Below are 19,692 nucleotides of genomic sequence, written 5' to 3'. Positions count from 1 at the left end.
AGACATCGACATGACCGGACTGCCCCGCCTCAACGAACCCGCCCCCGACTTTCACGCCCGCACCACGCACGGGGATCGCAGCCTGGCCGATTACCGCGGCAGATGGCTGATCCTCTTCTCCCATCCGTCGGACTTCACCCCGGTCTGCACGACCGAGTTCATCGGCTTCGCCAAGCACGCGGATGAGTTCGCCGCCATGAACTGCGAGCTCCTGGGGCTCTCCATCGACAGCATCTTCTCGCACCTGGCCTGGACCCGGAACATCAAGGAGAAGTTCGGCGTCCAAATCCCTTTCCCCATCATCGAGGATCTGAAGATGGAGGTGGCCCAGGCCTACGGGATGATCCACCCCGGGGCGGCCGACACCTCGGCTGTTCGCGCCACCTTCCTGATCGATCCGGAAGGCAAGCTGCGCGCCATGGTCTACTATCCCATGAGCAATGGCCGCAGCATCGAAGAGTTCGTTCGGCTGCTCACCGCGCTCCAGGCGTCCGACGCCAACGGGGTCGCGACGCCTGAGAACTGGCGCCCTGGCCAACCGGCTATCGTCCCTCCGCCCAAGACCGCCGAGGCGGCCGAGGCTCGCGCTTCCGAGGGTTACGTCTACACCGACTGGTATTTCTCGACGCGCGACCTCCCCGACGCCCCGAAAGCCGCCTGATCGGACGCTGGCCGGACCGCGCAAGCGGTCCGGCCCTTTTCTTCGCAAACCAAACGGAGCCATCATGCAGATCATCGACCACGGCGGAGCGCGCATCGCGGCGCTCCACGACAAGAAGACCGGCAGTTGGCAATATGTCGTCTCCGACCCGGTCAGCCGCAAATGCGCGATCATCGATCCGGTCTGGGATTTCGACGAGAAGGCGGCGGCGACCTCGACCCGCAACGCCGACGCCATCCTGGACTACGTCAAGGCGGAAGGCCTGACGGTCGAATGGCTGCTGGACACCCATCCACACGCCGATCACTTTTCGGCCGCGCCCTATCTCAACGAGAAGCTGGAGGCTCCAACCGCCATCGGCGAGAAGGTCATCGGCGTCCAGAGGTTGTGGAAGGACATTTACGGCCTGGACGACGAATTCCCGACCGACGGTCGCCAGTGGGACCGTCTCTTCCAGGCCGGTGATACGTTTGCTGTCGGCGACCTGACGGGGCGGGTCATCTTCTCCCCAGGCCACACCCTGGCGTCCATTACCTATGTGATCGGCGGCAACGCCTTCGTCCACGACACCCTGATGATGCCCTATGCCGGCACCTCGCGCGCCGACTTTCCGGGCGGCGACTCCAAGGCCCTCTACCGAAGCATCCAGGACATCCTGGCCCTGCCCGAGGAGACCGGCGTCTTCGTCGGCCACGACTACGGTCCCGATGGCCGCGAGCCCGCCTGCTTCAGCACCGTGAGAGAGCAGAAGGCGGACAACATCCATGTCGGCGGCGGACGCGGAGAGGCGGATTTCGTGCGGCTTCGCGACGGCCGGGATGCCACCCTTCCCCTGCCGAACCTGATGCTCTACGCGCTTCAGGTGAACATCCGCGGCGGAGTGCTGCCGCCACCCGCCGAGGACGGCCGCATCTATTTCAAGATCCCCGCCAATCACTTCGCCCCGCCCCAGGAGAACTCTTGATGCGTCTGTCCACACTGGCGTTGGCCGCCCTATTGAGCGCAACGGTCCTGGCCGCCCACGCCCAGACGCCCGCCGATCCTCTTCATGTCTACGGCCCGGGCGGCCCCGCCCCCGCCATGCGCGAAGCGGCGAAGGCCTATGAGGCGCGCACCGGTCGCGCCGTGGCCGTGGTCGCCGGACCCACGCCCCAATGGCTGGACCAGGCCAAGGCGGACGGCGACCTGATCTTCTCCGGCTCCGAGACGATGATGACCGACTTCGTCAGCGCTCTGGAGGGCCGCATCCGCGCCGAGGCGGTCGAGCCGCTCTATCTGCGCACCGCCTCCATTCTCGTTCGCCCGGGAAATCCGAACGGCGTCGGCGGCCTGGAAGATCTCTTCCAGCCGGGTCGCCGAGTCCTGGTCGTCAACGGCGCGGGCCAGAACGGCCTGTGGGAGGACATGGCCGGTCGCACCGGCGACATCGCCAAGGTGCGCGCGCTGCGTCGCAACATCGTCGTCTACGCCCGCAACAGCGCCGAGGCCCGACAAGCCTGGATCGACGACCCGACGCTGGACGCCTGGATCATCTGGGGCATCTGGCAGGTCGCCAATCCGGACCTCGCTGATGTGGTCGAGGTCGAAGAGCCCTATCGCATCTACCGCGACGCCGGCGCCGTTGTGACCGAGACCGGCCGCCAGGACGCCGACGCCCAGCCGTTCCTCGAATTTTTGAAGTCCGACGAGGGGGCCGCCATCTTCGCGCGTTGGGGCTGGCGGACCGGCCAACCTTAAGCCTGCCTTAAGGTGAACCCCGCGGTGTCGGCGGCATGGCCAACCGTCGCTCCTTTACCTTGAACCGCCGACACCTGCTCGCGGCGGCCGCAGCGCCGCTCTGGCTCTCGACGACCGCGCGAGCCGTATCGGCGCCCGCCGCGTTGAACATCACCGCCCTGACCGCAGCCTTCTACGCCGCCCGCGACGGACGCCCTGCCTGGGCGGGGCCAGCGCGCCGGCAAGCCATGGACGCCTTGGCCCTGGCGGACCGCCACGGTCTATCCGCGCCCGACGGTCTGGCCCTAAGTGAAGCCGAACTGACCCAGGCCGTCCTGACCCTGGCCGAGGCGCTCGCCCATGGCCGGGTCGACCCGGCATCGGTGGAGACGCTTTGGGAGATGGGTCGCAACCAGGTCGATACGCCGCCGCTGCTGGCGACGGCGGTCGACGACGGAACGTTGGCCGAGACGATGGCGGGCCTCGCGCCCCAGGACCGCGGCTATCAGGGCTTGTGCGACGGCGTCCTCCGCTATCGCGCCATCGCCGACCGCGGCGGCTGGCCGCCCTTCGCCCTGGGCGCGACGATCGAACCGTTTGCGTCCGACCCCCGTCTTCCCGCGCTCCTGCCGCGCCTTCGGGTGGAAGGCGATCTGAGCGACGCCGCCGCCGCGATGATCGGCCCGTCTGGCGGTGACTACGGGTCGGTGCTGCAAGAAGCCGTTCGGGCGTTTCAGGTGCGCCACGGTCTGGAGGCAGACGCCCGCATCGGCCCGGCGACCCAGCGGGCGCTGTCGATTTCGGCCGAGGCCCGTGCCCGCCAGATCGCGCTCAATCTGGAACGCCGCCGTTGGCTGAAGCGGGACGTGGCCCCGGAACGGATCGAGGTGAACACCGCCGCCTCCATCATGGTCTACTGGAAGGACGGTCGGCCCGTGCATTCGATGCGGGTCGTGACGGGTGACGCCGACAATGCGACGCCCAGCCTCGAACGGCCCTTCGCCTCGGTCGTCGCTAATCCGCCCTGGACGGTGCCGACCTCCATCGCCCAGCGCGAGATCCTGCCGCGTGGCGCCGGCTATATGCGGGCGAACAACATGACGATCCAGAACGGCATGGTGGTTCAGCGCGCGGGTCCGAATGCCGCCCTGGGCCAGGTCAAGTTCGAGCTTCAGGACAGCTACGCCATCTTCCTGCACGACACCCCGTCTCGGGGCGCGTTCGACCAGAGCTTCCGCCATCTCAGTCACGGCTGCGTGCGGGTGCAGGACGCCGTCGGCTTCGCCCGCCTTCTCCTGGCGCCCGACCCCGAGAGGCTCGCCCGCTTCGACGCCGCGCTGGACAGCGGCCAGACCGTCCGTGTGGCGACCGGTCGGCCGATCGACGTGCGCCTACTGTACTGGACCGCGTTCCTGGACGGCCAGGGCCGCGTCGCCTTTCGCGATGACATCTATCGTCGCGACACCCGTCTGGCGGAGGCGTTGGGCATCGCCCTGCACCTGCCGCGGCCCGACGACCGGCGCGCCGATGCGGACGACGTCGGCCCCTGACGGCTATTCGGTCGTGCGGCCGTCGAAGTGCTCGTGGTCGGCGGAGGCCTCTTCCACCGTCGCGTGAACCGTCCCGTCGAGATGCTCCGGCGGGCCATAGAGGGTGTAGAGCCGAAGCGGCTCGGACCCCGTGCTGACCACATTGTGCCGGGCGCCCTGAGGGACGATGACCCCGTCGTCCGCCTTCACGGCGTGACGAACGCCATCGATCCAGATTTCGCCCTCGCCCGCCTCGATGCGGAAGAACTGGTCGCGGTCGTCGTGGACCTCTTCGCCGATCTCCTGACCGGCCGGAATGGCCATGAGGACGAGCTGCAGATTGTGGCCGGTGTAGAGAACACGGCGAAAGTCTGTGTTCTCTTCCGTCAGACGTTCGATATTGTCGATGAAGCCCTTCACGAGAGTCTCCTGTGCGGGTTGGCCGTCAGCGACGTGCGACGGCGGTGATGCGCGCGAACTGAGCCGTGTCGCCGCGCGCCGGCGTCGATGGGCGGGGCGCCGGGGCGGCGACGCGGGCGCCGACCGCCTTCGCATCGCCGCAGAAGATTTCGTACAGCATGCCCATCACCGCCTGGGCCCGCTCGTCGGCGATCGAATAGAAGATCGAGCGCGACTGACGACGCGTCTTGACCAGACCGTACTGGCGCAGCTCAGCCAGCTGCTGGGACAGAGCCGGCTGTTTGATGCCCAGGTCCGCCTCGAGCTGCCCCACCGAACGTTCCTCCTCGGCGATATGGCACAGGATCAGCAGCCGGTTGGCGTTGGCCAGCTGGCGCAACAGCTCTGCGGCCTCCGGCGCCTTTTCCTTCAACCGCTCCATGGCGGCCGCTTGATCGTCGGTCATGCGCGGCGCTCGCGATAGTACCAGGGCGCATCGCCTTCACCGTCGGCGATGGCGGCGTCCAGGGTGGTGGCGGCCGGCTCCAGCAGAGCGTCGCCGGGCATCCAGCCCGCCGGCGTGGAGGCCGCCTCGCGGTCCGAGGTCTGCAGGGCGGTGACGAGACGTAGCAGTTCATCAACCGAGCGGCCGATGTTCATCGGGTACCAGCTGATGGCGCGCACCACGCCTTCGGGATCGATCACGAAGGTGGCGCGCACCGTCGCGCTGTCGCTCGAGCCGGCGTCCACCATGCCGAAGGCGTGGCCGATGGCCATGGAGGGATCCTCGATGATCGGGAACGGCACCTTCACGCCGAAGCGGCGATAAATGTCCTTCAGCCAGGCCAGGTGCGAATACAGACTGTCGACCGACAGGGCCATCAAATCGCAATCGATCGCCGCGAAGGCGTCCGACTGCCGGGCCAGGGCCACGAACTCGCTGGTGCAGACCGGCGTGAAGTCCGCCGGATGCGAGAACAGCACCAGCCAGCGGCCGCGATAGTCGCTCAGGCGCTTTTCGCCCTGCGTCGTGCGCGCGCTGAAGTCCGGCGCCGTGTCGTTGATGCGCAGGGCGCGCATTGCGGGGGGATAGGCGGCTGGCCCGGTGTCGATCGTTTCCATAGCCGCAAGCTAAGCGCTTCCCACCGTTTCCGCTACATTAAAATACATACTTGCACGAACCATGAATGGGTATATGTGTTGAGTCACCGAAACGGAGACACGCCATGTCCTCGCCCATCCCCGATCCCGCCCGCGACCACGCCGCCGACATCGTGCGCGCCGCGCTGGGCAATCCTCGCCAACGCCCTGTCGTCAGGTCATTCTTCGACGAGGCCACCTTCACCGTCAGCCATGTCGTGCGCGATCCCGGCTCCGACGTCTGCGCCATCATCGACAGTGTGCTGGACTACGATCCAGCGTCCGGCCGCACCGCGCACGACTCGGCCGACGCCCTCATTGATTACGTGAAATCCGAAGGTCTCACGGTCCAGTGGCTGTTGGAGACCCACGCCCACGCCGATCACCTGTCGGCGGCCCCCTATCTCCAGGAAAAGCTCGGAGGGCAGCTAGCCATCGGCCATGAGATCCTCACCGTCCAGGCGGTGTTCGGCAAGATCTTCAACGAAGGGACCGACTTCCGCCGCGACGGCAGCCAGTTCGACCATCTGTTCAACGACGGCGACGGGTTCGAGATCGGCGGGCTGAAGGCCACGGTGCTGCATGTGCCCGGCCATACCCCTGCCTGTCTGGCCTATGTCATCGGCGACGCTGTCTTTCCCGGCGACACCATGTTCATGCCCGACTACGGCACGGCGCGCTGCGACTTCCCCGGCGGCGACGCCGGGACCCTGTACCGCTCGATCCATCGCCTGACCTCCCTGCCGGACGAGGCGCGGGTCTTCCTGTGCCACGACTACAAGGCGCCGCCGGGCCGGACCGAGTTCGCCTGGGAGACCACCATCGGCGCCCAGCGCACTGGCAACATCCATATTCGCGACGGCGTCAGCGAGGACGAGTTCGTCGCCATGCGCACCCAGCGCGACGCGACCCTGCCGATGCCCAAGCTGATCCTGCCGTCGGTCCAGGTGAACATGAACGGCGGCCGCCCGCCCGAGCCCGAGGACAACGGGGTGCGCTACCTCAAGGTCCCGCTGAACGCGCTGTGAGGCGAGACCCTAATGCTTGAGCCCCTCCCCTTCGTCTGGCCCCTGGCCGGCGGCCTGCTGGTCGGCCTGTCCGCCGGTCTCTACCTGTTGCTGAACGGGCGCGTGGCCGGAATCTCCGGCCTGACCGCTGCGGCGACCGGCCTGTCGAAAGGCGCGCCGCGTACCCTGGCCCTGCTTTTCATCGCCGGCCTGCTGGGCGGCGCGGCCCTGGCCTCGGCGCTGATCCGCAGGCCCGAGGTGCAGATCACCTCGGACATCTGGCTGCTGGTGCTCGGCGGCCTGATCGTCGGCTTCGGCACCCGCTGGGGCTCGGGCTGCACCAGCGGCCACGGCGTCTGCGGCCTGGCCCGCCTGTCGCCCCGCTCCATCGTCGCCACCGGCGTCTTCATGGCGGTTGCGGCCCTGACCGTCTTCGTCACCCGCCACCTGTTGGGAGGCCTGGCATGAACCGGCTGATCGTCGCCGTCCTGTGCGGCCTGCTGTTCGGCGCCGGCATGGTGGTGTCCGACATGATCAACCCGGCCCGCGTCCTGGCCTTCCTGGATGTAACGGGCGCCTGGGACCCCTCGCTGGCCTTCGTCATGGGCGGAGCGCTGATCCCCTCCGCCATCGCCTATCTGATCCGCCGGCGCATGGATGCTCCGGTCGCGGCCGAGACCTTTCACGTCCCCGAGAGCCGGACCATCGACACCCCCCTGGTCGGCGGGGCCGTCCTGTTCGGCCTGGGCTGGGGGCTGGTCGGCCTGTGCCCCGGCCCGGCGCTGGCGGCCCTGACGACCGGCGCCTGGCAGGCCTTCGTCTTCGTCGGCGCCCTCGTGGCCGGCATGGCGCTGTTCCGCCTGACGCTCGACCGAAACGCCTGAACCAGAAAAGACCCTAGGGAGACAATGCCATGGATATCCGCCCCCTGGACGAGGCCCTATCCGCCTCGCCCCAGATCGCCCCGGAAGACCTGCCCGCCATCGCGGCCCAGGGTTTCCAGTCGGTGATCTCCAACCGACCCGACGGCGAGGAGCCCGGCCAGCCCACCGCCGAGGCTCTGCGCCAGGCCGCCGAGGCCGCCGGCCTCGCCTTCGCCCACGTTCCCGTGGTCGGCGGCGCCATCTCCGACCAGGACGTGGCGGATTTCCGCGAGGCTCTGGCTGACCTGCCCCAGCCCGTGTTCGGTTTCTGCCGCACCGGCACGCGCACGACCATCCTGTGGGCGCTCACGAACGCCGCCTCGGAGAGCCCAGATCATCTGATCGCCCGCGCCAAGACCGCAGGCTACGACCTCGGCGCCCTGCGTCCCCGTCTTGAAGGAGCCGCGTCATGAGCGCCCAATACGCGCCCCTGGAGTCCTGCGATGTCCTGATCGTCGGCGGCGGATCCGCCGGCATCGCCACGGCCGCCAGCCTCCTGCGCCGCCGCACGGGCCTCGACGTCCGCATCATCGAGCCGTCCGAACATCACTATTATCAGCCCGGCTGGACCATGGTGGGCGCCGGCGTCTTCACGCCCGAGCGGACCCGGCGCCGCACCGAGGATCTGATCCCCCAAGGCGCCCAGTGGGTGCGGGGTTCGGTCGCGGCTTTCGACCCCATCCACGATCGCGTCGAACTGACCGACGGCCGCTGGATCGGCTATCGCATGCTGGTCGCGGCGCCGGGACTGAAGCTGGACTGGGGCGCCATTCCGGGCCTGGCGGAAACGCTCGGGCGCAACAACGTCACCTCCAACTACGGCTATGAGACCGCGCCCTACACCTGGAAGCTGGTGCAGGCGATGCAGAGCGGCCGGGCGATCTTCACCCAGCCGCCCATGCCGATCAAATGCGCCGGCGCCCCGCAGAAGGCCATGTATCTGTCGGCCGATCACTGGCGCGACCACGGCCGAAACGACATCGAGATCGAATTCCACAACGCCGGGCCCGTGCTCTTCGGGGTCAAGGACTACGTCCCGGCCCTGATGGAATATGTCCGCAAATACCGCATCGACCTGAACTTCGGATCGAAACTGGTCGCGGTAGATGGTCCTGCCAGGACGGCGACCTTCGCCGTGACGAACGCGGACGGCGAGGTCAGTCAGGTTCGACGCGAGTTCGACTTCCTGCACGTCTGCCCGCCGCAGACCGCGCCGGACTTCATTCGCGAAAGTCCGCTGGCCGCCGAAAGCGGCTGGATCGAGGTGGATGACGCCACCTTGCGTCACAAGCGGTTCGAAAACGTCTTCGGCCTGGGCGACGCCTGCTCGGCGCCCAACGCCAAGACCGCTGCGGCCGCCCGCAAACAGGCGCCTGTGGTGGCCGAGAACATCCTGTCGCTGCTGGACGGCCAGCCGATGCGGGCGGTCTATGACGGCTATGGCTCATGTCCACTCACGGTCGAGCGCGGCAAGATCGTGCTGGCTGAGTTCGGCTATGGCGGCAAGCTCCTGCCCAGCTTCCCGAAATGGATACTCGACGGCACCAAGCCGACCCGTCTGGCCTGGCATCTGAAGGCTCAGGCCCTGCCCGAGATCTATTGGCTGGGCATGCTGAAGGGCCGCGAATGGCTGGCCAGTCCCGAGCACGTCGAGCCCGCGATCCAACCTCGTCCCGCCGTCGCCTGAGCCGGATCATGGACCTGTCCCCGCTGCAGTACGGCCTCGGCGCCGGCGCCGGCTCGCTGGTCGGCTTCACCCTCGGCCTGGTCGGCGGCGGCGGGTCCATCCTGGCCGTGCCGCTGATCGTCTATCTTGTGGGGGTCAAGGATCCGCATCTGGCGATCGGCACCAGCGCCTTCGCCGTCGCGGCCAACGCCTTCGCCAATCTGCTCAACCACGCGCGCCACGGCACGGTGAAATGGAAGATCGCCGGCCTGTTCGCCTTGGCCGGCGTCTTCGGCGCCTTTCTCGGCTCCAGCCTGGGCAAGGCGGTGGACGGTCAGAAGCTGCTGGCTCTGTTCGCCGCGCTGATGCTGGTGGTCGGGGTGCTGATGCTGAGAGGCCGCTCGGCCTCGGGGGACCCCGACGTGGTGCTAACGCCGGGCAATGCGCCGAAGCTCGTGGGAGCCGGCGCCCTGACAGGGATCATGTCCGGCTTCTTCGGCATCGGCGGCGGCTTCCTGATCGTCCCTGGCCTGATGGTCTCGACCCGCATGCCCATCTACTATGCGGTCGGCTCGTCGTTGGTCGGCGTCACCGCCTTCGGCCTCACCACCGCGTTCAACTACGCCCTGAACGGCTGGGTCGACTGGCCACTGGCGGCCGTCTTCATCGGCGGCGGGGTGTTGGGCGGTCTGGTCGGCGCACGGCTGGCCAAGGCCCTGTCAGGACAAAAAGGCCTATTGAACACAGTGTTCGCCGGGCTGATCTTCGTCGTCGCCTTCTATATGCTTTACCGCAGCGCCGGCGCGCTCGGCCTGATCGGGTGAGACCACACCATGGAACTTGACGCCCTGATCCTGGCGCGGATGCAGTTCGCCTTCACCGTCGCCTTCCATATCGTCTTCCCCGCCTTCTCCATTGGCCTCGCCAGCTATCTGGCCGTGCTGGAGGCCCTGTGGCTGAAGACGGGGCGAGACCTCTATCTGAACCTGTTCAAATACTGGCTGAAGATCTTCGCCGTGGCCTTCGGCATGGGCGTCGTTTCGGGTTTGGTCATGTCCTACCAGTTCGGCACCAACTGGTCGGTCTTCTCCGACAAGGCCGGACCGGTCATCGGCCCCTTGATGGCCTATGAGGTGCTCAGCGCCTTCTTCCTGGAGGCGGGTTTCCTGGGCGTCATGCTGTTCGGCCTGAACCGCGTCGGCAAGAAGCTGCACTTCGTGGCCACCCTGATGGTCGCGATCGGCACCTTCGCCTCGGCCTTCTGGATCCTGTCGGTGAACAGCTGGATGCAGACGCCGCAAGGCTACGCCATCAACGAGGTCGGCCAGTTCGTACCGGCCGACTGGTTCAAGATCGTCTTCAATCCCTCCTTCCCCTATCGCCTCGCCCACATGCTGCTGGCGGCCTATCTGACCACCGGCCTCGTGGTCGGCGCAGTCGGGGCCTGGCACCTGATGAAGGAGCGGACCAACAAGGGCGCGCGCAAGATGTTCGCCATGGCCATGGGCATGATCCTGGTCGCCGCCCCGGTCCAGATTTTCATCGGCGACATGCACGGGCTGAACACCCTGGAGCATCAGCCCGCCAAGGTCATGGCGATGGAAGGCCATTTCGAAAGCCACCCGGACGGCGCGCCGCTGATCCTGTTCGGCCTGCCCGACCGCGAGGCCGCCACCGTCCACGGTGCGGTCGAGATCCCCAAGCTGTCGTCGCTGATCCTGAAGCACGATCCGAACGCGCCCCTGGCCGGTCTCGACACCATCGCCCGCGCCGACTGGCCGCCGGTGGAGATCGTCTTCTGGTCCTTCCGCGTCATGGTCGGGCTGGGCATGGCCATGCTGCTTCTGGGGCTCTGGGGGCTATATGCTCGCCTGCGCAAACGCCTCTACGATGCGCCCTGGCTGCACCGCTTCGCCCTGGTCATGGGGCCGATGGGCTTCGTCGCCGTGCTGGCCGGCTGGATCACCACCGAGGTCGGCCGTCAGCCCTGGACCGTCTACGGCCTGTTGCGCACCGCCGACAGCGCCGCGCCCTTGGCCGCGCCTGCCGTCGCAACCTCCTTGGCCGCCTTCGCTGTGGTCTATTTCACCGTCTTCGGCGCCGGGGTCTTCTACATCCTGCGTCTGATGAGCCATGCGCCCCACCGCGACGAGCCGGGCGTGGCGGAAACCCCGATCCGCACGGCGGGCATCACCCCCGCCCCCGCCATCGACCCCGACCGCCCCATCCCGACCGGCGAGGAGACCGATGATGAACATTGATCTGACCCTGGTCTGGGCCGGGCTGCTGGCCTTCGCCGTCTTCGCCTATATCGTCATGGACGGGTTCGACCTGGGCGTCGGCATCCTGTTCCCGACGCTGAAGGCCGGCGATCAGCGCGACAAGGCGATGAACTCGATCGCCCCGGTGTGGGACGGCAACGAGACCTGGCTGATCCTGGGCGGCGGCGGCCTGTTCGCCGCCTTTCCCCTCGCCTACGCCGTGTTGATGCCGGCGGTCTATACGCCGATCATCGCCATGCTGCTGGGCCTGGTCTTCCGCGGCGTCGCCTTCGAATATCGCTGGCGAACGGTGCGGGCCAAGCCCGTCTGGGACGTCGCCTTCTTCGGCGGCTCGCTGCTGGTCGCCTTTTCCCAGGGCGTGACCCTGGGGGCCATCCTGCAGGGGGTCGAGGTGTCGGGCCGCGCCTATGGCGGCGGCTGGTGGGACTGGCTCAGCCCCTTCAGCCTGCTAACCGGCGCCGCCGTCGTCGTCGGCTACGCCCTTCTGGGGGCCACCTGGCTGAACATGAAAACGGAGGGCGCGCTCCAGGACCACGCCCGCGCCCAGGCCTGGAAACTCGGTCCGGCGACCCTGCTGATGATCGGCGCCGTCAGCCTGGCCACGCCCTTCCTCGACGGCGAATACGCCCGGCGCTGGTTCGACTGGCCCGGCGTGCTTCTGACGGCGCAGGTGCCGTTGCTCGTTCTGATCGTCGCGGCCGCCTTCTTCTGGACCATGCGCCGCAAGCGCGAGGTCTGGCCCTTCCTGCTGTCGCTGGGCCTGTTCGCCGTCACCTTCGCGGGGCTGGGCGTCAGCGTCTTCCCCTACGCCGTGCCCGACGAGATCACCCTTTGGCAGGCCGCCGCGCCGGCCTCCAGCCAGCTGTTCATGCTGGTGGGCGCCCTGATCCTGATCCCGATCATCCTGGCCTACACCGCCTATGCCTACTGGGTGTTCCGCGGCAAGGTCGGCGACGACGGTTACCACTGATGCGTCGCAGCTCCACAAACGGACTCCGGCAGGGCCTTTGGTTCGTCGCCCTCTGGGTGCTGGGCGTGGGCGTCCTGGGCGTCGTCGCCTATCTGCTGCGCGGCGTTCTCAAGCTGGCCGGCGGGTGAGGCCGCAGGCACCGAACCGCTGGCCCTGGCCGCCGCTCATCACGGGCGGCGCTGTCCTTGTCGCGCTCCTCATGGCGCGTCTATGGGGCCCGCCCGCCCTCTTCCCCGGCGCCTTCGCCGCCGGCGGCCTCTTGGTCGGGCTCGCCCTTGGTCTGGACCTGTGGGCCATGGTGGAGATGCGGCGGCGGCGCGCCAACATCCTGCCGCACCGGGCGGCGACCGCTCTGGTCACGACCGGTCCGTTCGCCTGGAGCCGCAACCCGATCTATCTCGCTAACGGGCTGCTTCTGCTCGGCCTCGGGGGCCTGTTCGACAACGCCTGGTTCTTCGTGGCCGCCCCCGTCGCCGCCTTCGCCACCGACCGTCTCGCCATCCGGCGCGAGGAACGACACCTGGAGGCCCTCTTCGGCGCGGCGTGGTCCGTGTACGTCGGCCGGGTGCGCCGCTGGCTGGGCCGGCGGATGACGTCGTGATCCCCTTTCGCCCGGCCCACAGACGCCTCCCTATCCCGTAGCTTCGTCACTACCGTGAGGTTACGGGGCGCAGCATGTGAACCAAGCAGCTATGCTCCGCTCACTACTCCGCAATCATCTCGTCAGGGGCCGCCTTATGACTGCCCCTCACTCCCACTCGATTATCTTGTTGTTTCGTAACCATCTGATGCATTTAAGCTTTTCATCGCAAAGACTACACCAATGCCGACCAAAAAACCTCAAAAAACTAAGCGTCTTGAAAACAAACAATTTTTTGACAGTATAAATTTTCCGTGATGTCGGTATCTTTTTCTACCTATTTAGACACCTGATATTGATAATCGATGCGCCCGTGAGAAACTTTGACTCACTTGCGTTTTTAACGTCTTTTCGTGAAAGCATCTAACTCCGGCGTATCACGGTACCATAGGCATACGCCATTGACCTCACGCCCTACTCTCCGACATCGGCTGTCCACGCATGTTTTGACGGCGGTCGGAGCACGGCCGCTTCGGCAACACCTCACCGGTTAGTTGCGGCAGGTGTTTTTGGACGAGTTTTCATGTCTTCGCCATCGCGGCCCGAGATCCCCGCGCCCGAAAGGTCCGAGAGGATCGGACAGCCGGGTCGCTCGTCCCCGGCGCAACAGTGGGCGAGATCACGAAGCGTGTTGGCCATTGACTTCATCGCCGCGATCTTGGCGTCGAGATCCGCAATGTGCTTTTCGGCCACTGCCTTCACCTCCCGGCTTGGCCGTCCACGGTCTCTCCAAAGCGCAAGCAACTGACCGATCTCGCCGACGGAGAACCCCAGATCGCGGGCCCGGCGAATGAACCGCAGCTCGTTGATGTCGCGGTCGCTGAAGTCGGGATAGTTGCTGTCCGTCCGGTCCGCCGGCCGGATCAGGCCGACGGACTCGTAATAGCGGATCATCTTGGTCGAGACTCCGGTCGCCCGTGATGCTTTGCCGATGTTCATGTAAGGGTCTCCCTCAAAGCGGACGATTGGCTCTTGACCTTGCCATGATGGGAAGGCGCAGAAGGCCGCGATCCCGACCGAGCGGCGCCCTGAAGCAACGGGGCACTGTCGGGAGTGCGTATCTGAATAGCGGCTCAATACCCGCCAGGGAACTTCTCGCTGATGTCCACGCCCCGCCTCGATCGCCGAACGCTTCTCCGTGGCGGCGCCGTCGGCGGCGGCTTGCTGGGGCTGCAAGGCCTGCTCCCCGCCTGGGCGCAGACGGGGTCGCAGGGTCTGCGGGCCGACCTGCCGACGCTAACGGGCCCGAATATCGATCTGACGGTGGGTCACTCGCCCTTCACGGTCGGGGGGCGCACGGGCCACGCCGTGACGATCAACGGCGTTCTGCCAGCGCCGTTGCTGCGCCTGCGCGAAGGCCAGAACGTCCGACTTTCGGTCGCCAATACTCTGGACGAGGACACCTCGATCCACTGGCATGGCCTGCTGGTCCCGTTCCAGATGGATGGCGTGCCGGGCATCAGCTTCCCCGGCATCAAGGCGCGCGAGACCTTCGTCTATGAGTTCCCGATCAGGCAGTCGGGCACCTTCTGGTATCACAGCCACTCCAACCTGCAGGAGGCGATGGGGCACTACGGCCCGATTGTCATCGATCCCGCGGGCGCCGATCCGGTCGCCTACGACCGCGAGCATGTGCTGGTCCTTTCGGACTGGAGCTTCATGCATCCGCACGAAATTCTGGCCAAGCTGAAGAAGAGCCCCGGCTACTTCAACCAGCAACGCACCACCCTCGCGGGCCTCATGGACGGCAGCGACCGCATGAGCCTGGAGGAGCGGCGCATGTGGGGCCAGATGCGGATGGACCCGCGCGACATCCTCGACGTCAACGGTTCGACCTACACCTATCTGATCAATGGCCACGGACCGCAGGAGAACTGGACCGGCCTGTTCCGGCCCGGCGAGCGGGTGCGCCTTCGGATCATCAACGCCTCCGCCATGTCGATCTTCAACATCCGCATCCCCGGCCTGCCCATGACGGTGGTCCAGGCCGACGGCGAGAACGTGCGCCCGGTCGAGACCGATGAGTTCCAGATCTCGGTCGCCGAGACCTATGACGTGATCGTCACGCCGACCGAGGACCGCGCCTACACTATCGTGTCGGAGGCCATCGACCGCTCGGGCATGGGGCGGGCGACCTTGGCCCCGCGTCTCGGGATGACGGCGGAGGTTCCGCCGCTGCGCGAGGTTCCGAACCTCACCATGCGCGACATGGGCATGGACGGCATGGATCACGGCGCCATGGCCGGGATGGACCACGGAGCGTCCGCCCAGGCCGCGGCTCCGGCCGACGACCTGGCCGGCATGCCCATGGCCGGCATGAACATGCGCGATCCTGAGAACGCTCCGCCGGACATGGCGGTCGGCGTGGGCGCAGACGCGATCGCCATGGACCCCGCCAACCGGCTCGGCGAGCGTCCGATCGGGCTCACAAACGTCGACCACCGCGTCCTCGTCTACACCGACCTGGTGTCGCTGGCCCCCAACAAGGACCAACGCCCGCCGTCGCGAACGATGGAAATCCACCTGACCGGCAATATGGAGCGGTTCATGTGGGGCTTCGACGGGCGCAAGTTCTCGGAGTTGGTCGAGCCGATCCGGTTCGAGCGTAACGAGCGGGTGCGCGTGACCCTGGTCAACGACACCATGATGGCGCACCCCATCCACCTGCACGGCCATTTCTTCGAACTGGTGACCGGCGGCCCCGCCGGGCATCAGCCGCTGAAGCACACGGTCAACGTCGCGCCGGGCGGCAAGGTGACCTTCGACCTGACCGCAGACGCGCCCGGGGACTGGGCCTTCCATTGCCATCTGCTGATGCATATGCACGCGGGGATGTTCAACGTTGTGACGGTGCGGCCCATGGACGGAGCCGCCCGATGAACCGCCTCGCCATCGCCCTCGCGCCCCTGATCCTCGCCGCCGGCGCGCTCAGCGCCCAGGCCCAGGATCCCCACGCGGGCCATACGATGCCGGCGCCCCCGGCGCCGTCGCGCCCCGCCCCGGCTCCAGCAGCCGCGCCTCAGACGCCCGCACGGCCCGCCGAGCAGGATCCGCACGCCGGTCACGTCATGCCGCCAGCGCAGACGGCGCCCGCGGCCGATCCCCACGCGGGCCACCAGATGCCGGCTCCGCCCGCCGCCCCCGATCCCCATACGGGCCACGATATGACGGCCCCGGCGCCCGCCCAGCCCGATCCGCATGCGGGCCATGACTTGTCCGCCATGCCCTCTGCCCCGGCCGATGCCCACGCCGCACATGACATGTCGACGATGAGCATAAGACCGCCCGATACGCCGACCAGCGCAGACAATCCCGGCCGTCCTCCGGAAGACCCGCTGCCGGCCGCCGCCCTGGGCGCTCCGTCCCACGCCGCCGATCTCGTCTTTGGCGCCGACGCGATGGCCGCCGCGCGCCAGACCCTGGTCCGCGAGAACGGCGACGTTCGCACCACGGCGGTCATCATCGACCGTCTCGAGGTTGGCCTTGGCGATGATGAGGAGTCCTGGCTCTGGGACGTCCAGGGCTGGAGCGGGGGCGACATCTACCGGTTCTGGTGGAAGTCTGAGGGCGAAGGCGATTTCGGCGGCAACCTGGAGGAAGCCGAGGTTCAGGCCCTCTACAGCCGCGCCGTCTCCCCGTTCTGGGACGTGCAGGCTGGCGTGCGGCAGGACTTCCGTCCTGAGGGCGAGGACACGACCTATCTGGTTCTCGGCCTGCAGGGACTGGCGCCCTACTGGTGGGAGATCGACGCCGCCGCCTTCCTGTCGACCGAGGGCGACCTGACCGCCCGCGTCGAGGCCGAATACGACCAGCGCATCACCCAGCGCCTGATCCTCCAGCCGCGCCTCGAAATCGACGCTTCGGCCAGCGACATTCCGAAACTGGAGATCAGCTCGGGCCTGTCCTCGGTCGAGGCCGGCTTGCGACTGCGCTACGAATTCCGCAAGGAGTTCGCTCCCTACGTCGGCGTCGAGTCGAGACGCGCGCTTGGAGACACCGCCGACTACATCGAGGCCCGCGGCGGCGAGGCCGAGGACACCCGGTTCATCGTCGGCCTCAAGGCCTGGTTCTAACCGAAGGAGACCACCCCATGATCCGCATTCTCACCCTCACGGCGGCCCTGGCTTTCGCCGGCGCCGCCTCCGCTCAGGATCCGCACGCCGGCCACACCATGCCTGCGCAGGCCGCCGCGCCCCAGTCGGGCATCACGACGGTTCCCGCGAATGGCGCGATGACCCAGGGCTCGCCCGAGCGCTTCAGCGTCACCTTTCCGAATGCGATGATCCTCAAGACGGTCACGCTCACCGCCGAAGGCCAGGCCCCGGTCGAGGTGTCCGTTCCCGCCGCGCCCGCCGCCGCGACCGTCGGGGTTGCTCTTCCGCGCCTCGCTCCGGGAACCTACACTGCCGCCTGGACCGCCGAGGGCCCGGACGGCCACAAGATGTCCGGCTCCGTCAGCTTCATGATTCACTAGGAGAACGACGATGAAGGTTTCCACCCTGCTGGCCGCCGCCGGCGCGATCGTGACCCTGAGCGCCGGCGCGGCCCTCGCCGCCGAGGGCTGCGAGTGCTGCAAGGACATGGCCGCGGACGCCGCGATGACGTGCTGCGACGAGATGAAGACCGAGCCCGCCCCGGCCGAACCGGCGCCGCCCGCCCCGGCGCCGTCGGATGCGCCCGCGCCTCAGGGCCACGCCGACCACAACTGATCGTCGCATCGATGGTTTCCGGCGGTTTCCCGTGGGGGAGCCGCCGGACGCCTCAGTTCTGAATCAGGCGGATCAAGTTTCCGTCCGGGTCGATGAGCGCGCCGATCCGCAGTCCCGACTCCTCAAGCTTCGGCGCGTGCAGGCGGGGGTGGCCCCAGCAGGTTTCCGGCAATCCTGAAACGACGCACCCTGCGTAAAACCCGTCCAGGTCGTCCAGCCGCAGGCAGCAGCCGAAGTTGCTGGTCAGCGAATCCACCTCCGGATGCGGGAAGAACTCCAGCGTCAAACCGCCTCTTTTCAGGATCATCCAGCCTTTGTCGCGCCAGTCCTGGTCGAAGCCCAGTCGAGTGTAGAACTGGGACGTAACTTCGAAATCCCGCGACGGTAGGTTGGGCGTGGCGTGGTCGGTCACGGCGAACTCCGGGAATGCAGCAATGCCGCCGTAGCCTAGCCGCAACACCCCTTGCCATCTACCTGGATCGGCGGACACGGCACGTCGGCATAGGAGCAGAACACGCAGCAGTCGCCGGGTAGGGGCTTCAGCTTCATGCCGCAGCCGAGACAATCGTAAAACCAGATGCAGGCGTCGGTGGGCATGGTCTCCGTCGCAACATGACCGCAATCCGGGCAGGTCAGCGTCGAATCCAGAACGATGGCCGGGGTCATCGCATGGCCGCCAGTCGCGGCATGACCCACGGCTCGATGTACGGCTGCCAGGCCATGGAAAGGACGATCAGCAGACTGGCGATCACCAGCAGCCAGAAGGCGAGCCGCGAAGGGTGGCGGCAGGCCCCGTCTTTCCGACACATCCGCAGGCGACGCCAATGCAGCAGCCAGCCCGCGGCCAGGATGACGGCGGCCAGAAGCGTCAGCCAGTTCCGCGCACCCGCGATGACCGCGGCGCCGGCGAAGGATACGCCCGCCACGGACAGAGCCAGAGGCAACACACAGCACGCGGCCCAGGCGAACACCGAGGCGACACCGCCGAGGGCGGCCGAGGCGCTGACGGCGACCTCGGGCATGCGGGGCCGGTCGTAATCGATGGCCATGGGACCTCCCGTTCGATTTCTGCTACAGGCTACAACCCGTAGCCGCTACAGGATCAAGAGCCATGTCCGCACGAAGTTTGACGATCGGGCGCCTCGCTGACAGCGCCGGGGTGAACCTGGAAACGGTGCGCTACTACGAACGTATCGGGTTGATGCCCGCGCCGGCCCGGACCGAGGGCGGCCACCGCAGCTACGAGCCGGAACACGCCCAGCGCCTGCGCTTCATCCGCCGGTCGCGCGAACTGGGCTTCGGCATCGACGCCATTCGGCGCCTGATCGCGCTGAGCGAGCCGGGCGTTCAGGCGTGCTGCGAAGTCCGCGACATGGCCCAAGACCACATCGCCAGCGTGGACGCCAAGATCGAGGATCTGCAGAGGCTACGGAAAGTGCTGAGGCAGGCTGTGGCCGACTGCAGTGAAGGCGGGCGGGTTAGGTGCCCGGTGATTGATGAGCTGGGCTCGAGCTAGCGTCGAAGCTACGACCCTGTGCCGATGACAGCGGTCAGCCTCAGTGCCGTGAAGGCCTGATCGACGCGGCCGCCTCGCGGCAAGCATCTTCGCAACGCCGGCATTCTTCGGCGCAGATACGGCAATGCTCGTGCATCTCGGCGTGCTTCTCGCACTCGATGGCGCAGTCGGCGCAAGCCTCGGCGCAGGTCTCGAGCATGCGCTTTATCAAGGCCTCGTTGCTGCCGGCGCGCCGCACGGCGAGCCCGGCCGTAGCCAGACAGACATCGGCGCAGTCGAGATCGAGCCGGATGCACTGGGTCAGGTCCCTGACCATCTCCTCGGCCAGGCAGGCGTCAGCGCAGATGCGGCATACGGCGGCGCAGCCGTAGCCCGCTTCGATCGCGCGAATGAGGCTGTCGTTCACGCTGCCGCGTACGTCGGGGTGGGTGCTGATCATTGGTTGGATTTGCATCGGAGGCTCCCTCGGGTGATCTGGATCCAACCCCGGCGCCGGGAAGATGTTCCGAACGGCGACGCCTCCCGACCTCGTCA

Annotated in this window: 27 protein-coding genes; 19 read left to right on the top strand and 8 right to left on the bottom strand. The window is 67.3% G+C overall.

The genetic code is table 11. The features are described from left to right. The first annotated feature begins 10 nt into the window (after nt 1-10). The 4 genes from ACP693_RS08185 to ACP693_RS08170 all read left to right on the top strand — a co-directional run bounded on the left by ACP693_RS08185 (nt 11) and on the right by ACP693_RS08170 (nt 3,927). The gene (locus ACP693_RS08185; RefSeq protein ID WP_040349365.1) at nt 11-661 is read left to right on the top strand and encodes a peroxiredoxin; all 651 of its coding nucleotides are present in this window, start codon (nt 11-13) and stop codon (nt 659-661) included. Nucleotides 662-725: 64 nt separating this feature from the next. Next, nucleotides 726-1,625: an MBL fold metallo-hydrolase gene (locus ACP693_RS08180; RefSeq protein ID WP_008261237.1), complete on the top strand. Its 900-nt coding sequence runs from the start codon at nt 726-728 to the stop codon at nt 1,623-1,625. Then, nucleotides 1,625-2,398, top strand: a complete 774-nt coding sequence (locus ACP693_RS08175) for a substrate-binding domain-containing protein (RefSeq protein ID WP_426017628.1) — start codon at nt 1,625-1,627, stop codon at nt 2,396-2,398. Before ACP693_RS08180 ends, ACP693_RS08175 begins: the two co-directional genes overlap by 1 nt. 35 nt (nt 2,399-2,433) lie before the next feature. Beyond that, a complete protein-coding gene (locus ACP693_RS08170) occupies nt 2,434-3,927 on the top strand; it encodes a L,D-transpeptidase family protein (RefSeq protein ID WP_426017630.1) in 1,494 nt (497 codons plus the stop codon). Between the two features lie 3 nt (nt 3,928-3,930). Here ACP693_RS08170 and ACP693_RS08165 read toward each other — a convergent pair whose 3' ends face one another. From ACP693_RS08165 to ACP693_RS08155, 3 genes are read right to left on the bottom strand one after another with little or no spacing between them, the layout of a single operon-like run. Then, entirely contained in the window at nt 3,931-4,326 is a 396-nt protein-coding gene (locus ACP693_RS08165) for a cupin domain-containing protein (RefSeq protein ID WP_008263599.1), read from the bottom strand. 25 nt (nt 4,327-4,351) lie between these two features. After that, nucleotides 4,352-4,771, bottom strand: coding sequence for an ArsR/SmtB family transcription factor (locus tag ACP693_RS08160; RefSeq protein ID WP_008259045.1), 420 nt, complete (start codon nt 4,769-4,771; stop codon nt 4,352-4,354). Further along, nucleotides 4,768-5,427, bottom strand: a complete 660-nt coding sequence (locus tag ACP693_RS08155) for a peroxiredoxin (protein WP_292036998.1) — start codon at nt 5,425-5,427, stop codon at nt 4,768-4,770. The genes ACP693_RS08160 and ACP693_RS08155 overlap by 4 nt, the downstream gene beginning before the upstream one ends. A gap of 104 nt (nt 5,428-5,531) precedes the next feature. Between ACP693_RS08155 and ACP693_RS08150 the strand changes: the two genes are divergently transcribed. From ACP693_RS08150 to ACP693_RS08105, 10 genes are all read left to right on the top strand, one after another. Further along, a complete protein-coding gene (locus tag ACP693_RS08150; RefSeq protein WP_228184659.1) occupies nt 5,532-6,473 on the top strand; it encodes an MBL fold metallo-hydrolase in 942 nt (313 codons plus the stop codon). A gap of 12 nt (nt 6,474-6,485) precedes the next feature. Further along, complete coding sequence (locus ACP693_RS08145; RefSeq protein ID WP_228184658.1) at nt 6,486-6,920, top strand: YeeE/YedE family protein; 435 nt, start codon at nt 6,486-6,488, stop codon at nt 6,918-6,920. Then, nucleotides 6,917-7,336 carry a DUF6691 family protein gene (locus ACP693_RS08140; protein ID WP_228184657.1) on the top strand — a complete coding sequence of 140 codons (420 nt, stop codon included), beginning with the start codon at nt 6,917-6,919 and terminating at the stop codon, nt 7,334-7,336. The genes ACP693_RS08145 and ACP693_RS08140 overlap by 4 nt, the downstream gene beginning before the upstream one ends. 29 nt (nt 7,337-7,365) lie before the next feature. Continuing rightward, nucleotides 7,366-7,788 carry a TIGR01244 family sulfur transferase gene (locus tag ACP693_RS08135; protein ID WP_426017632.1) on the top strand — a complete coding sequence of 141 codons (423 nt, stop codon included), beginning with the start codon at nt 7,366-7,368 and terminating at the stop codon, nt 7,786-7,788. Further along, nucleotides 7,785-9,062 carry an FAD-dependent oxidoreductase gene (locus ACP693_RS08130; protein WP_426017634.1) on the top strand — a complete coding sequence of 426 codons (1,278 nt, stop codon included), beginning with the start codon at nt 7,785-7,787 and terminating at the stop codon, nt 9,060-9,062. Before ACP693_RS08135 ends, ACP693_RS08130 begins: the two co-directional genes overlap by 4 nt. A gap of 8 nt (nt 9,063-9,070) precedes the next feature. Beyond that, nucleotides 9,071-9,865: a sulfite exporter TauE/SafE family protein gene (locus ACP693_RS08125; RefSeq protein ID WP_426017635.1), complete on the top strand. Its 795-nt coding sequence runs from the start codon at nt 9,071-9,073 to the stop codon at nt 9,863-9,865. Between the two features lie 9 nt (nt 9,866-9,874). Then, nucleotides 9,875-11,302, top strand: a complete 1,428-nt coding sequence (locus ACP693_RS08120) for a cytochrome ubiquinol oxidase subunit I (RefSeq protein WP_228184653.1) — start codon at nt 9,875-9,877, stop codon at nt 11,300-11,302. Then, nucleotides 11,292-12,293 (top strand): cytochrome d ubiquinol oxidase subunit II, encoded by a 1,002-nt coding sequence (gene cydB / locus ACP693_RS08115; RefSeq protein WP_426017637.1) that lies wholly within the window; start codon nt 11,292-11,294, stop codon nt 12,291-12,293. The genes ACP693_RS08120 and cydB overlap by 11 nt, the downstream gene beginning before the upstream one ends. Further along, entirely contained in the window at nt 12,293-12,421 is a 129-nt protein-coding gene (locus ACP693_RS08110; protein WP_266100426.1) for a hypothetical protein, read from the top strand. The genes cydB and ACP693_RS08110 overlap by 1 nt, the downstream gene beginning before the upstream one ends. Nucleotides 12,422-12,492: 71 nt before the next feature. Continuing rightward, the gene (locus tag ACP693_RS08105) at nt 12,493-12,894 is read left to right on the top strand and encodes a methyltransferase family protein (RefSeq protein WP_269220989.1); all 402 of its coding nucleotides are present in this window, start codon (nt 12,493-12,495) and stop codon (nt 12,892-12,894) included. A gap of 522 nt (nt 12,895-13,416) precedes the next feature. On the opposite strand, the gene cueR is transcribed toward ACP693_RS08105, so the two are convergent. Next, nucleotides 13,417-13,872, bottom strand: a complete 456-nt coding sequence (cueR, locus tag ACP693_RS08100) for a Cu(I)-responsive transcriptional regulator (protein ID WP_426017638.1) — start codon at nt 13,870-13,872, stop codon at nt 13,417-13,419. Nucleotides 13,873-14,034: 162 nt separating this feature from the next. On the opposite strand from cueR, the gene ACP693_RS08095 reads away from it, so the two are divergent. From ACP693_RS08095 to ACP693_RS08080, 4 genes are read left to right on the top strand one after another with little or no spacing between them, the layout of a single operon-like run. Continuing rightward, complete coding sequence (locus ACP693_RS08095; RefSeq protein WP_426017640.1) at nt 14,035-15,813, top strand: copper resistance system multicopper oxidase; 1,779 nt, start codon at nt 14,035-14,037, stop codon at nt 15,811-15,813. Further along, nucleotides 15,810-17,006, top strand: coding sequence for a copper resistance protein B (locus ACP693_RS08090; protein ID WP_339928453.1), 1,197 nt, complete (start codon nt 15,810-15,812; stop codon nt 17,004-17,006). The genes ACP693_RS08095 and ACP693_RS08090 overlap by 4 nt, the downstream gene beginning before the upstream one ends. 17 nt (nt 17,007-17,023) lie before the next feature. Further along, complete coding sequence (locus tag ACP693_RS08085) at nt 17,024-17,407, top strand: copper resistance CopC family protein (RefSeq protein ID WP_339928452.1); 384 nt, start codon at nt 17,024-17,026, stop codon at nt 17,405-17,407. A gap of 10 nt (nt 17,408-17,417) precedes the next feature. Further along, a complete protein-coding gene (locus ACP693_RS08080) occupies nt 17,418-17,642 on the top strand; it encodes an ammonium transporter family protein (protein WP_426017642.1) in 225 nt (74 codons plus the stop codon). Between the two features lie 52 nt (nt 17,643-17,694). Here ACP693_RS08080 and ACP693_RS08075 read toward each other — a convergent pair whose 3' ends face one another. From ACP693_RS08075 to ACP693_RS08065, 3 genes are read right to left on the bottom strand one after another with little or no spacing between them, the layout of a single operon-like run. Beyond that, the gene (locus tag ACP693_RS08075; protein WP_426017644.1) at nt 17,695-18,054 is read right to left on the bottom strand and encodes a bleomycin resistance protein; all 360 of its coding nucleotides are present in this window, start codon (nt 18,052-18,054) and stop codon (nt 17,695-17,697) included. Nucleotides 18,055-18,089: 35 nt separating this feature from the next. Continuing rightward, complete coding sequence (locus ACP693_RS08070; RefSeq protein WP_114818253.1) at nt 18,090-18,308, bottom strand: GDCCVxC domain-containing (seleno)protein; 219 nt, start codon at nt 18,306-18,308, stop codon at nt 18,090-18,092. Continuing rightward, entirely contained in the window at nt 18,305-18,691 is a 387-nt protein-coding gene (locus ACP693_RS08065; protein ID WP_114818252.1) for an MFS transporter permease, read from the bottom strand. The genes ACP693_RS08070 and ACP693_RS08065 overlap by 4 nt, the downstream gene beginning before the upstream one ends. Nucleotides 18,692-18,753: 62 nt before the next feature. On the opposite strand from ACP693_RS08065, the gene ACP693_RS08060 reads away from it, so the two are divergent. Next, nucleotides 18,754-19,158 (top strand): MerR family transcriptional regulator, encoded by a 405-nt coding sequence (locus tag ACP693_RS08060; protein ID WP_040349355.1) that lies wholly within the window; start codon nt 18,754-18,756, stop codon nt 19,156-19,158. A 40-nt stretch (nt 19,159-19,198) separates the two neighbouring features. Here ACP693_RS08060 and ACP693_RS08055 read toward each other — a convergent pair whose 3' ends face one another. Next, entirely contained in the window at nt 19,199-19,612 is a 414-nt protein-coding gene (locus ACP693_RS08055; protein ID WP_040349354.1) for a four-helix bundle copper-binding protein, read from the bottom strand. Nucleotides 19,613-19,692: the final 80 nt, after the last annotated feature.

This window comes from Brevundimonas sp. TWP1-3 (assembly GCF_049896085.1).
In the GTDB taxonomy this organism is placed as follows: domain Bacteria; phylum Pseudomonadota; class Alphaproteobacteria; order Caulobacterales; family Caulobacteraceae; genus Brevundimonas.
Note: the sequence above shows the minus strand (reverse complement) of the source record. Positions and strands in the feature narration are given on the sequence as shown.